The organism is Magnetospirillum sp. LM-5 (genome assembly GCF_902729445.1).
GTDB lineage: Bacteria > Pseudomonadota > Alphaproteobacteria > Rhodospirillales > Magnetospirillaceae > Magnetospirillum.
Window position 1 is genome coordinate 1 of the sequence record NZ_CACVCE010000023.1, and the last position, 13,180, is coordinate 13,180.

Annotated in this window: 11 protein-coding genes; 3 read left to right on the plus strand and 8 right to left on the minus strand. The window is 61.7% G+C overall.

Annotated elements, in window-relative coordinates; genetic code table 11:
- Positions 1 to 59 precede the first annotated feature (59 nt).
- The 4 genes from MTBLM5_RS09645 to MTBLM5_RS09660 form a co-directional block, all read right to left on the minus strand.
- Positions 60 to 1,094, minus strand: a complete 1,035-nt coding sequence (locus tag MTBLM5_RS09645; protein ID WP_173975910.1) for a dTDP-glucose 4,6-dehydratase — start codon at positions 1,092 to 1,094, stop codon at positions 60 to 62.
- An 87-nt stretch (positions 1,095 to 1,181) separates the two neighbouring features.
- Entirely contained in the window at positions 1,182 to 1,739 is a 558-nt protein-coding gene (locus MTBLM5_RS09650; protein WP_173975911.1) for a hypothetical protein, read from the minus strand.
- Between the two features lie 11 nt (positions 1,740 to 1,750).
- A complete protein-coding gene (locus MTBLM5_RS09655) occupies positions 1,751 to 2,425 on the minus strand; it encodes a bifunctional 2-polyprenyl-6-hydroxyphenol methylase/3-demethylubiquinol 3-O-methyltransferase UbiG (protein ID WP_173975912.1) in 675 nt (224 codons plus the stop codon).
- 25 nt (positions 2,426 to 2,450) lie between these two features.
- The gene (locus tag MTBLM5_RS09660; protein WP_173975913.1) at positions 2,451 to 3,389 is read right to left on the minus strand and encodes a glycosyltransferase family 2 protein; all 939 of its coding nucleotides are present in this window, start codon (positions 3,387 to 3,389) and stop codon (positions 2,451 to 2,453) included.
- A gap of 308 nt (positions 3,390 to 3,697) precedes the next feature.
- On the opposite strand from MTBLM5_RS09660, the gene MTBLM5_RS09665 reads away from it, so the two are divergent.
- Entirely contained in the window at positions 3,698 to 4,957 is a 1,260-nt protein-coding gene (locus tag MTBLM5_RS09665) for a hypothetical protein (RefSeq protein WP_173975914.1), read from the plus strand.
- 10 nt (positions 4,958 to 4,967) lie between these two features.
- On the opposite strand, the gene MTBLM5_RS09670 is transcribed toward MTBLM5_RS09665, so the two are convergent.
- Entirely contained in the window at positions 4,968 to 5,822 is an 855-nt protein-coding gene (locus MTBLM5_RS09670; RefSeq protein ID WP_173975915.1) for a glycosyltransferase family 2 protein, read from the minus strand.
- 60 nt (positions 5,823 to 5,882) lie between these two features.
- Positions 5,883 to 7,778, minus strand: coding sequence for an asparagine synthase (glutamine-hydrolyzing) (gene asnB / locus MTBLM5_RS09675; RefSeq protein WP_173975916.1), 1,896 nt, complete (start codon positions 7,776 to 7,778; stop codon positions 5,883 to 5,885).
- 163 nt (positions 7,779 to 7,941) lie between these two features.
- On the opposite strand from asnB, the gene MTBLM5_RS09680 reads away from it, so the two are divergent.
- Together MTBLM5_RS09680 and MTBLM5_RS09685 are read left to right on the plus strand one after the other, a co-directional pair.
- Complete coding sequence (locus tag MTBLM5_RS09680) at positions 7,942 to 9,681, plus strand: hypothetical protein (RefSeq protein WP_173975917.1); 1,740 nt, start codon at positions 7,942 to 7,944, stop codon at positions 9,679 to 9,681.
- A gap of 168 nt (positions 9,682 to 9,849) precedes the next feature.
- Entirely contained in the window at positions 9,850 to 11,361 is a 1,512-nt protein-coding gene (locus tag MTBLM5_RS09685) for a B12-binding domain-containing radical SAM protein (RefSeq protein ID WP_173975918.1), read from the plus strand.
- A 24-nt stretch (positions 11,362 to 11,385) separates the two neighbouring features.
- Here the strand turns inward: MTBLM5_RS09685 and MTBLM5_RS09690 are convergent, their stop codons facing one another.
- A complete protein-coding gene (locus tag MTBLM5_RS09690) occupies positions 11,386 to 12,402 on the minus strand; it encodes a methionyl-tRNA formyltransferase (protein ID WP_173975919.1) in 1,017 nt (338 codons plus the stop codon).
- Entirely contained in the window at positions 12,399 to 13,172 is a 774-nt protein-coding gene (locus MTBLM5_RS09695) for a hypothetical protein (protein WP_173975920.1), read from the minus strand. Before MTBLM5_RS09695 ends, MTBLM5_RS09690 begins: the two co-directional genes overlap by 4 nt.
- Between the last annotated feature and the right edge of the window lie 8 nt (positions 13,173 to 13,180).

A 13,180-nucleotide genomic window follows, 5' to 3' on the forward strand; every position in this document is an offset into this window, starting at 1 on the left:
GGGGTCAAGCCCGGCAATGACGACCAAGAAAGGCTGATCCGGATTTTATGCTCGCGGCTCTAGTGGTATTCCCGCCGTCCCGCCGCCGTGACGATGGGGATGTGGCGCATCCACAATTGGCGACGCCACCAATCCTCGTTGGTGCGGTACCAGTCGATGGTCCTGCGCAGCCCCTCCTGCCAGGACACTTTGGGTTCCCAGCCCAGCGTGCGGCGGATCTTGTCGTAGTCCGCCGTGTGGCGGATCACTTGGCCGGGGCGGTCTCCGGTGTTTTCGATTCGTGTCGTGGGGGTGCCGATCAGGGCTGTCAAGTCGTTGGCGATCGAGGCGATCGTTCGGTCCTCGCCGGTGCCGACATTGAACACCTCGCCATCGACCAAGGCGCCGTCGGCGTGAAGGGTCATGTCGATGGCGCGACAGACGTCTTCGACATAGACGAAGTCCCGAGCGGCCCCGCCCGATCCGTGAACCGTCAGCGGTTCATCCAGGAAGACGCTGGTGATGAAGCGCGGGATCACCTTTTCCAGGTGTTGGCGTGGACCGAAATTGTTGAACGGCCGAATGATGGTGGCCGGCAGCTTATAGGTTGCCCAATAGGAATAGACCAGACGGTCGGCGCCGCACTTGGCGCTGGCGTATGGGCTCATTGGCTTCAGCGCATGCTCTTCATCGATCAGGGGCGCTTCGGCGGTGCCATAAACCTCCGAGGTCGAGATGTGGATGAAGCGCTTGACGCGCCCTCCGGCCTTGAGCACCGCGTTGGCGACGGTGTGGGTTCCCAGGACGTCGGTCTGGAAGAACAGGCGATTGTCGAAGATCGACCGAGTGACGTGGGTCTCCGCCGCGAAATGAACCACATAATCGGCTTCGTTGACCAAGGTATCGACCAACTCGGCGTTGACGACGTCGCCGTACCAGAAACGCATGCGGGGATTATCCAGCTCGCGCATTCCATAGGGTAGGTTGTCCATCGAGCCGGCATAGGTCAGCGCATCGAGGACCATGATCTGGTATTCCGGATGATGACGGTCGATATAGTCGACGAAATTCGAGCCGATAAAACCAGCTCCCCCCGTAATCAGCACCGTCGTCATCGTGTTCCCTCGTCTCGCAGCTGGGCTTTCGTCCAGAATGGCCAAAGCCCTCATACACCAAACTCAGTCCCAAGTCCAAAAAGGACATCAGGTGGCGGCAACGTGATCGGATGGTTCCGCCACGGCCTCTCGCCGCAAATCCTCGATCTCGGCGCGAGCGGCGGCGACCACGGCGTCGAAGTCGGGGCCGCGTTCGCCGGCCACCGCCTCCAGCCGTTCCAGGATCGTCACCAGCCGGTGTTGCCGGCGTGCGATGGCATCGGTCCGCCACTGCAGGTGCGCCACTTCCAGCCGGTCGATCAGTGTCACCCGGCTCCCGGCCGATTGGCCGGGATATCCCTCGGACGCGATCATGGTGGTCCGGGACCGGCGCAGGCGCGCCACCATCACCACCAGGATGGCCAGGGCTATTCCCGTCGCGGCGAAGCCCGCGACCAGGGTGCGCTGTATGCCGACCTGCCGGTTCTTGATGGCGGTGACGCGCTCATAGAGACGCATCTCGTAATCCGGGATGGTCTTCAGCCAGTCGGCGTTCACCTCTTCCCGGGTCGGCTCTCGGGTCTGGGCGCCGGCCGGCGAAGCGGGCAGGGCCGCCAGCACGGACAGAACCACCAGGCAGCGAATGATCACGGCTCGGACGCTCACGGTCTTCTCCATCAAGAGTCACTGCAGGAATGGGAGGCGGCTCTTGCCGCGTCGTCGGATGTCGCTTCTGGCTTACGGCCTTCCAGGATGCAGATCGAATGGGGGAACGGTAGGGTGATGTGGATCAGATGCTGGCGGACCTCCGGAAAACGCCCGCTCGCCAAGCGCAGATAGGCCGGAATGGTTCGCACGTTCTGGCCGCGATCTTTGCTGATGACGAAGCGGTGCAGCCAGCTCTGTCCGGGAAAGTAACAGGGGTCGGCGGTGAATAGGCGCCCCCCTGGGGCAAGTGCCTGGTAGGCATCGTCGAAAAGCGACAGCGCTTCGTCATCGTCCAGATGGTGCAAGACACCGATGGCCAGAGCCAGATCGAAGGGACCCAACCCCGCGCCAATCGCTGCGCTGATCCGTCCGAGCAGAAATCGGCCGCGATCGCCGAAGGAGGCGCGTGCCCGCGCAAGATAGCTCTCGCTAGCGTCGATGCCGACATAGTCCACCGCGGGAAGGAGGCGGAGAATTTCCGCCGGCCCGCACCCGATGTCCAGGATCCGCTCGCCCTGCACCGGCTTGATGTGGCGTTCCAGTATCATCCGGTGGCAGCGCTTCGCTCCAACCAGATACTGGACGGCTTCGTAGGCCAGCGGATGGGACAGGACCGCTCGAATTCCGGTGGTGAGCTGAGCCATCGATTGGTTCTCTCCGATGGTCCGGCTATCGCAGCTTAGGGCGGGGCGCTTGCGGTCCCGATCCGATGCCATCGCGGAAATAGGCGAAAAGGGGGGCGGTCAGGACGATGGTCTTGGGGTCCAGTTCCCACACCGTGATCAAGCGGTGGATACGCCCGGCGGCGTTGTTCAGCGTGCCGGCTCGCCGCAGGGCCAGACCCCATTGCAGCCAATTCCGGGCGACATCGATCAACGAGCGGACCACGGTCAGGAACCGGGTTCCCTTCGCCTCGCCGACGGTGCGCGGAATGAAGGGGATCGGCACCTCGATGAAGCGCGCGCCGGTGGCATAGCTGCGCAGCAGTAGCTCGGGGTTGATGAAGGCCGAGGTGGCGGTCAGTGTCAGGCCTTGGACCAGTTTGGTCGGATAGAACGTGACGTTCTGGAAGTCGTGGAACGGTACGCCGAACAAGATTCGCAGGATATAGTAATTGGCAAGCGAGATGATCGCCTTGCGGATGTTGTCCGATCGACGGCGGACCCGGTAGATGGAGCGCAGAACCGGGACATAGCTCAGCAGGCGGATCGGAACGGGTCGGATGCCCTGGACGACGTCGTAGGTGCGGAGCAGTTCCAGATAGATCCGCACCGCGCTGATGTCGTAGGACCAGTCGACGGTTTCCCAGAACAGGAACTCCTTTCGCGCGTTTGCAACGGCGGATCGGGCGGCCAGGCCGACATTCTTGTTGACCTCGTGGTGCACCACCCGGATGCGAGGGTCCTCGGCGGCCATCTTGTCGGCGATCTCGCCGGTGCGGTCGGTGCTGCCGTCGTTGACGAAGACGATCTCGAAATCCTCGACCGTCTCTTCCATCAAGGCCAAGGCACGGCGCAGGAAGCCCTCGATCAGCTCCTCTTCGTTGTACCCCCAGCTCAGCATGGAAACGCTGCGGTCGAACTTGTCGAATGCGGGTTCGGTCACCATGGCGGCGAGATCCTCGCCCGTTGGCGCGGAGATCGCTCCGGTCCGCGATTGCTCCGCGAACGGCCGTGCGGCGCGATAGGTGCCATATGAGTTTCCCCTATGTCCATAATTCCGGCCAGATAAGGGGCCACTCCGTTGCCAAGGCCTGCACTGGACTACCATAGCCTTCTACGCACGATCAAGAGGCCTCGCCGCCATGCGAGTGGGCAGGGCGCGAATCGTAGCGTCGGTTCGATGAGTACGTTGATTTCACCGGTTGTTCGGCTTATAGCCCTGAGGAGGTAGGACCGAGTCGGAGAAATCGCACCGTGAAGAAGGCCGTATTCGCGTCAATCGCCCTGGTCATCGCCGCATGCTTGGTGGCCGGACTTTTTTTTTGGGCTGAGATCGCCTATCGAGCCTTCGGCTTCCGCCCCAGCTTGGGGCCGCTGATTGACGCGGCATTGTTCCCCTATGCGCCTTATACCGTCTCGTCGCATGCGCGCAACTACCGATCGGTGGATGGCGACGACTTGATCGGACGGTACTTTCCGGCAGTGAAGGAATGCGTGGGGGAGGATGGTTCGGCGGTTCGCTTCAACTCCCTGGGTTTTCGCGGGCCCGAGTTCCCGCCGACAGGGTCGAAGCAGGACAACGAAATTCGCATCCTAATCACCGGCGGGTCCGCTTCGGTCAGTTGGAACATTGGGGAACGCTGCTCTCTCGATGCCTTGCTGACCGAGCGCCTCGAGGCGATGATGCCGGGCCGCAAGGTGCGCGTGCTTAACCTGGGTGGCGCCGCCTGGAAATCTGCCCAGGAACTGATCGCCATCCAGCTATACGGACTGGAACTCGACCCCGACATGGTCATTCATTTTTCGGGGTTCAACGATTCCTACCATTCCCACTCCATGGCCGTTAATCACCCTTATTCCGGTTGGATGGTCAACCATTCTTTTCAACGCTACGTCTCGTGGTTGCACGGAACGCCGTCGGAATTCTTGAGCCAGTTCCATATCGGCAGTGCAATCAGGTCGTGGCTGTCGACCAAGCCAACGGTGTTGAGTGGGGCGGCCCAGGCTCCGGCGCTACCCGTCTTTCCAGAAAAGGCAGTCCAGCCCGAGCCCGGCAAGGTTGATACCCGGCTGGATCTTCCGCTGGACCTGGATGCCATCGCCCGGCGCGAGGATTTCGATCCCCATGGTCGGAAAGTGGTCGACAACTATCTTAAGCACGAAAGGCTGATGGCACGGTCACTGACGACGAAGGGTGCGGTGCTGCTGTCGGCCCTGCAGCCCAACCTTTACTTGAAGGAACCGTTGAGCGAGAGCGAAGATCGCATGATGCGGCAATTCTTCGCCGGATCGGTCAATTTCACGGTCCAGGCCTATCTGCGTCTGCGACAGGGGCTGACGCAGATCGCCGGGGATGAGCCGAACGTCAAATTCGTCGATCTCAGCACGCCGTTCAACGGCAGGCCCGAGACCTTCTTCGGTGACAACGTCCATTTCACCCGGGAGGGCTACCGCATCGTGGCCGATCGGCTGTCGCCGCAGATCGTCGAGATATTGACGGCAAGGGGCAAGTAAGGGGGCGGTGTCACTTGTCCATGATCTGCCGCAGGAGATCTGCCAGCAGGCCAAGGCAGAATATCAGGATGCTGAGAAGTATCCCGCCGACAAACCAATAATACCCTGCATTGAACGACAAGAATATTGATGACATAAGGCAGACAATCGAAAACACAATTGACATTGCCGACAGCATCAAGAACAGCTTGAGCGGGTTATAGTACAAAATGGCTTGAACAATATACTGCAATGTCATAATGGCGTCTTTGAATAGGCGCACCTTTGTCGTGCCGATTCTTTTGTAGTATGGGATATCCATGTAGGAAATATAGCGCCCATTCATCATGTAGGCGAGCGTCAGCGACGTGGTGAAGCTGAAGGTGTTGCACAGGTGCGGGAAGAACTCCATCGCCTCGGCCCGGCGGAACACCCGGAGGCCGGAATTGACGTCGGGAATTCGCCGCCCGGTGGTGAACTCCACCAGAATGGTCAGCAATTTGCGCATGGGGGCCTTGACTACCGATTCTCGATATTCCTCGCCGGTGCGGGCGCCGACCGCCATATGGAAGCCCTTGTCCAATTCGGCCAGCATCGCGGGAATGCGGCCGATCGGATAGGTTCCATCCGCGTCGGTGATGGCGATGATCGGATTGGCGGCGGCGGCGATGCCATCCTTCAGCGACCGTCCGTACCCGGCGTTCATCGGGTGTCGAACGACCTTGGCGCCGTGCTCGGCGGCCAGTTCGCCGGTGCGGTCGGACGAGCCGTCATCGACGACGACGATTTCGAAGCCGGCGTAATCGCAGAGGGTTTGGCGCACTTGCTGGATGGTTTCAACGATCGCGTCTTGCTCGTTGAACGCGGGAATGACTACGGAGATCATTGTCTGGATAAACCGTGAAGGCGGCGGCGGGCGGTACTTTGCGTGACACGGTCGGCGGGGTCAAGGTTGAAGTCCAGCGGACTTGCCCACGCTGTCCACCCAGGCACGCCACATCGTCAGGGCGAACAAGCGGAAACCATGGTCTGCCGTCATCGCTTGGTGCTCAGCGACCAAACGCGCCACCTCGGCTTCGACGAACCAATCCCCCGCCAAATTCCGCACAAGGTGGGTAGGGTCGGCCTGCGCGAACCAAGTGCTGACCGGGGCATTGAAGCCGGCCTTTCGCCGCGTCAGCACCGCCCGGGGCACCCGGCCTTGCTGGCTGAGCTTGAGGATGCGCTTCTTGTGCAGCGCAGGCATCCGTATAGAGGGGGGGATTTCGGCGGCCAACTCGACCAAGCGGTAATCGAGGAAAGGGGCGCGCGCTTCCAATCCGTGCGCCATGGTGGCGCGGTCGACCTTGACCAGGATGTCGTCGACCAGCCAGGTCTTGATATCGACATACATGGCGCGGTCCAGATAATGGGCGCCGGGGAGATGGTCGGCGAATCCCTTGAAATCGTCGAGCGGATCGGCCTGCAGTCCATTTGATCGGCGATCGGGTAGAATCAGCCGTGAGATTTGGTCGGCCGAGAATACTTGCCGCCAGAAATAATGGGCGGAATCGCCGTCCAGGCCGCATCCCGCCGTGAACTGCCGCAGTTTGTAGTCGAGCGGGACTTTGCCATGGCTGACCGGGGCCAGCCGGGCCAAGCCGGCGGCCCCGCTTTTGGCCCAGTCCGGCAGCCAGCCCATCCAGGCCCGCAGGCGGTCGGCGACATAGGTCTCGTAGCCGGCGAACAATTCGTCGCCGCCGTCGCCGCTCAGGGCGACGGTGACATGTTTGCGGACGAACTCGGCGAGACGGAAGGTCGGAAGGATCGATGTGTCGGCGAACGGCTCGTCGGCGTGCCAGGCGATCTTGCCCAATTGATCCAGGTCGTCATGGCGGGAGACCCCCTCGAGATGGTGGCAGCCCAGGAAGGCGGCGGCGGCGGCGGCATGGGGGCGCTCGTCGAAGGCCTTTTCGTCGAAGCCCATGGCGAAGCTGTGAACATTCGCGGGGCCGACGGAACGGCACATCGCCGAGACGATTGCCGTCGAGTCCAGTCCGCCACTGAGGAACGCGCCCAGCGGGACGTCGCTGATCATTCGCATCTGGACGGCGTCGTCGAGCAGCGCCGCCACCGCTTCGGCGGCCTCGCCAGCGTTACGGATCGGGCTTTCGATGCCGAAGTGATCCGCAAGATTCCAAAATGACGTCACGCGAGGCTGACGGTCGGCCTCGAACACGATGTGGTGTCCCGGTGGGACCTTGGCGACGCCCTCGAAAATCGCGGCGGACCCCAGCACGTATCCGAGTGACAGGAATTGTCGGAGCGCCTTGCCCGAAACGGTTAACCGCAACCCTGGATCGACGGTCAGCGCCTTGATCTCGGAAGCGAACGTGACCCCGCCGGTGGGCAGTTCCGCCCAGAACAGCGGCTTCTTGCCCAGCCGGTCGCGGGCCAGTATCAGGCGCCGGTCCCGTCGGTCCCAAATGGCCAGCGCAAACATGCCGTTCAGCCGGGCGAAGAGATCGAGACCCCAGCGGCGGAACCCCTCCAGCACGACCTCGGTGTCGCTCGTGGTGCTAAACGACGCGCCCAAGGCGATCAGTTCGCGCTGGAGGTCGCGATAATTGTAGATTTCGCCGTTGAAGACGATGACGTGGCGCCCGGTCTGGTCCGCCATTGGCTGGTTGGCTGCCGGGCTGGTGTCGAGGACCGCCAGCCGCCGGTGCCCCAGGGCCACCGGTCCTTCGACGAAGGTATTCTCGGCATCCGGCCCGCGATGGGCGATGGTTCGCAGCATGGCGGCAATCAAGGGCGCGTCGGCAGGCTCGTTCCAAGTGACCCTGCCCGTGATGCCGCACATAGTCGCCGTCTCCAATGCGTCGGAATGACAAATGCATCGATCCACGCTGCCTGCGCGGGTCATAGCCATCTCGGCAGAGGGCTGTCAAGCCGCGGTAGCGTGCAATTGACCACCCCTTGCGCCGTCGCTATGGTCGGGCGTCCCTCAGACGAGGAATTTCTTGATGTCGACAATGTCCGATCGGATGACCAGCTTTCTTGCGCACGATGTCCAGTTCGGGCGTTTCAGCCTGAGCGCCGTTACGGTGGTGGTGGTCGCCGTCGCCCTTGTTACCAACCTGATCGGATTGATTGGCGGTCCGATAATGTACCAGCCGGACAGCGGCAACTACCTTATTGCCGCCGCGATGCTGTGGCAGCAAGGCACTCTGATGGGAGTCGATCTCAACCGCGTCCCAGGTTACGCGATCTTTCTGTCGCCGATATTGGGCCTGGGCGGTGCGGGCGCAATGACCTTGATGGCGACGGTCCAGCACGGTTTGGCGGTGGCGACGTCGGCGATGATCGTCAGGATCGGCCACCTGCTGGACGAACGGCGCATCCTCGGTCTGGTTGCAGGATTGTTGTCGGCTTTTTCGCTCCAGTTCCAATCCTATTCCCGTTTGCCAATGAGCGAGATCCCGCATGCGTTCATGGCCATTCTTGGATTATTGCTGGTTCTGCAGCATCTGCGCGGTGGTCGGCGCGGCGCCATCCTGGTTGCGATCGCTGCCTTCTGCCTGGCCACGGTGATCAGGCCGTCGACCCAACTGATTCCTTGGTTCCTGCTGGGGTATATCCTGGTACGGATGGCCTTCCCTGGAAGTTTCGCCCGCTTGTTTCCCAACTGGCCTGTCCCCTCGCGCAGGAGCGATGCCGTCACCTTCGGCGCCGGGACGGCTCTAACAGTACTTCTGCTGGCGCCGTGGGCGGTCCATAACTGGAGCCATCAGGGATATTTCGGTTTGACCGGGTCGTTTGGGATCAATTTCTATTCCAATACGGTCGAGTATGGTGGTTTTGCCGACGAACAGAGCCCCGCGCTTGCCGAGATCAAGCGCCATTGGGAAGAGTTCGAGGCAAAGACGGTCGCGGCGGGGCAGCCGCCTGAGGACGTGTACACTTGGCGCCACCACTGGGCTTCAGCTCGTCATGTCATGGGCAATACCGGCTGGCCGATGTGGGAAGCCGACAAGTTGTTCAAGCAGGCGGCGTTCGATGCGATCAAGGCGCATCCTGGGCAATATCTTCGGCATATTGCCCAAAACATCTACAACACCCTGATGATGCTGGAACCGACCTACAACTATGTCCCCGGCCTGCGGAAGGGCGAAATCCCACCCGCCTACATGGAGGCGGCCTGGTCCTTGGACGATATGGAGCGGGTTCGGGCGTTTCATGATCGCGCAGTGCTGAGCATGGGCCTGATCGAGCCGGGAACGTTGAAGTTCGGCCAGGCCAACCCGGTGACCCCGGTTTACGGCGCGTTGTTGACGGCCTACCAGTCGGTGGTGATGTATGGCAATCGCCTTCTGCTGCTGCTGGCCGCAGGCGGAGCCATCGCGGTGGTTCTGGTGGTGCGGGGGCGGCGGGAATGGCTGGTCATCCTGGCCTTTCTCACATACGTCGTCGGGGTCACGGCCGTCGTCGTTCCCGGTGCGCCGCGCCATCGCTTGCCGATCGACCCGGTTATCTGTCTGGTTTACGCCCTCGCCCTGGTGACCGCGATCCGGCTGGGGTGGCACCGGCTTGTCTGGGTCTGGCGGGAGAAGGTCCTTCCAAGGCCTCAATGGGGCCTGCGGGAAACCGGCCGGGCGTGGTTCACCCTGGCAGTGTTGGGAGCCGCCGTGGTCTTCGGGCTCAAGGTCGGTGGCAAAGGCGGTTTGCTCATGATCCTGTTGGCCATCGCAGCGATTCTGGTCTAGGCATTTCCGCAATCAACTCTTTCGGAGGCCGTTCCGCTTGATGTATTGGTAGCAGCCGATCGTGTTTTTGCTGCCCGGCAAATTTTGGTGCTGTCCGGTCCGGTTTGCCTCTGGCGCCGCCGATGGTCGGGGGCACCAACTCCACCCGAACTCAAGGGTCCCCCGCTCATGAGAATTTGTCTTGTGCTCCCGCCATCGAATTTCATCGCGCAGGGCTACGGGGTCACGCAGAAGGTCAAGTTCGGTCATCTGCCGCCGCTCGGCATCGGCTATATCGCGGCCTATCTGGAACAGGACGGGCACCAGGTGTCGCTGGTGGACGCCACCTCGATGGAGATGGACGTCGAAACCGCAGCGAACGCGGTTCTGGCGACCAAGCCGGAATTGGTCGGGTTGTCGGTGCTGACCAATTACGCCGATCACGCCAAGGCCCTGGCCGACCGCCTGAAGGAATTGGCGCCCGACCTGACGATCGTCCTGGGCGGGGCGCATACGGCGTCGTTCTATCAGGAAATCCTGACGGACATGCCGTCGGTCGACCATGTCCTCAGGGGCGAGAGCGACACGTCGGTCTGTGAATATGTCCGCCACCTGCGCGATCCCGAGCGTCTGCATCAGGTCAAAGGGCTGGTTTATCGCGACGCGGACGGCAAGACGGTGGTCAACCCGCCGGCGGCGATCGTCGAGGACATGGACCAGATTCCGATGCCGGCATGGCATCTCTACGACATGAGCATCTATCGGCCCTTGCCGATGCAGTTCAAGCAGGCGCCGGTGTTCACCATGATGACCGGGCGCGGCTGCGCCTGGGCGCGGTGCAAGTTCTGCTTCCAAAGCGATCGGGTCGGCCCGAGCTTCCGCCGCCATTCGGTGAAGCGGGTGCTGGACGAGATGGAGATCCTGGTCAACCGTTACGGCATCAAGGAAGTTCACTTCTGGGACGACATCTTCGTTCTCAACAAGAAGTGGGTCGAGGAATTCGCCGCCGAGAAGAAGCGCAGGGGCCTGGGCCATGTGACCTGGGTCGGTTCGACGCAGGCCAACACCGCCAAGCCCGGCATGATCCGCACCTTGCGCGAAGCCGGCGGCTGGTCGCTGTTCGTGGGTGTCGAATCGGGCAACCAGGAACTGCTCAACGGGATGGACAAGGGCATCACGCTGGACATGGTTCGCCGCGTCATGGCCGAATGCCACGAGGTCGGCATGGAGACTCGGTGCGCCTTCATGCTGGGCCTGCCGGGCGAAACCCCGGAAATGGGGCGTAAGACCATCGAGTTTGCGGTCGAGATCGACCCGACCTATGCGATCTTTTATGCCGCTCACCCTCGGCGTGGTACCGAGCTCTATGACATCGCCTTGACCCAGGGTCTGTTCGTCGATCGGGAGTATCGCGGCATGTCCCGAGTGACCTACGTGCCCGAGGGCTATTCCGGACCCGAGGAACTGAGCAAGATGATTCAGTTCGCCTATCGGCGGTTCTACCTGCGGCCTTATTACTATTATCGGACCATTCGGAAGATCCGGTCCTACCGGGATGCCCAGGAACTGTTCATGGCGGTCTTCCTGTATATCGGCCTGTCTAACCTGTTCGCCCCTCTGACCCGTTTGGGGCAATCCCTGAAGCGTCGTCTGCTGCCGCAGCAATTGCGCGGGCGGGTGTTCGGCGATGGCGGCCAGTAACGACGACCGTCCAGCCTACCCCAGTCAATGCGGGGCTGCGATGGCGAGGAGTTCGGGGGTGACCGGCAGGCTGGGATAACGGGAACGGTGGCGGTCGATAATGGCGGCGATCTGATCGACCCAGTTGGCGCTGGCGAGTCGGGTTCCCGCTGTCATGGCAGCTGGGGCCTCGTGGTCGTCGATCAACACGAACCCGTTGGCGCAGCGGACCAGGAACCGTCCATCGGCGAAACGCTCGGCAACTTCGCCGCAGGCCAGGTCGGTGCCAACGTTCGCCAGCTTGAAAGGCCTGGCGCGCCAGATGCGAATCTTGTCGCCACCATCAGGCATGGAAAACGCCCCTGGATAGGGGCGAGTGAGGGCGCGGACGAAGGCGATTATGTCTTCCATGTCCCGATTCCAGTCGATCATGCCGTCGTCCGGTTGTCGTTGGGGAAGATAGCTGGCACTTCCCCCCTGTGACTGCGCGGATGCTGGCTCCAGCGCGGCCCAAGTCTGTTCCGTCGCGAGCAGGTCACCGACCGTGATCGACATCTTCCAGTAGGCGGTTTCGATGTCATCGTCCAGCGTCAATGGGAAGTCTCGGGTCGCGATAACCGGCCCGTCATCGATGCCGGGGCTGATGAAGAACAGCGAGACGAAGAACCGGCTTTGCCGCAGCATCAGCGCCCAGTTCAGTGGCGATCGGCCGCGGCCGGCGGTGATTCCGGCGCTGCTGCCGTGCACCCCGATAACCTTGCCGTGACAAAGCTCTATTAGCCAGTTTGGCACCAGCCGTTGCCAGCCAAGAACCAACAGCACATCAATGTCCAAGGCGGCGAAACGGGCATGGTTGGACTCGGGCGGCAGTGCGTACTTCTCAACCGTCTCATGGCGAATGGCGCGCTCTCGACACCAGTCGGAATAATCAAAATAGCCCGAGACGACATCGTCGGGGCTTCCTGGGGCCAGCCCGATCAAACCGGCGATCGGCATCGCGGCAACCACTCGCTCGATTGCCGGTAAATAGGTCCCTGTGGCCGAGAGGATCCAGACGTTCATGGCAAATGGCTCATTCGCAGGGGAGTTTGGTAGCTTCGCTCTGTGGCGAGCAGTACCGATTGGGTCGCCGCAAAATTCTCCTGCAACATCGCCTTCCACTTTTCCTCGATGGTCATCGGTGCGGTGGTCCACCATTCCGGATGCACCAGCAATTGCAGCTTTGGATGGCGAAGTTGCCCCAACCATGCCGATGGACAGCCTTCCCGCCAGGTCATGTTGGAGTCGGAGATATAGGTGAACCCGCGCGTGTCATCGCGGTCATAGACGTTCAGACAGAGAAGTCGGACCTGGTTCTCCAGGACGATGGCGGTCGGTTGGTGGAACGACACGACCGGAACCGGCTGGCCAAACAGCGTGCTCAGGAGCGCGCGTTCCTCCTCGCAATGTGCGGCGATCTGGTTGGCGTCCAGCGGACCATAGGCCGAATAATCATAGTGCAGCCCGAGATGGTGGCCGAGAGACAGGATTTCCCGGACGATGTCACTGTTCGGCTTGGCCAGCAAATTGTACATCGCCGACCGCAGCATGACGAAATAGGTGCTGCAGATACCCATCCCAGCTTCCAGGCGCGCCATGCGCAAGGCGGCAGTGAGGCTGTTGTCGCAATCGTGTCGCAGGGCGCATGTCGGACCGGCGGTGTTCGCGGCTGCGGCCAAGCTCGGGAAATCGATGAAGGAATAGCCGGCTTGCAGCGCTGACGCCAGGATGGCGCGGTAGCGGGGCAACGTGAATTCTGGGGCTGGGCAGTTGGTCACTTTCGGGCTTTCCATGATGATCG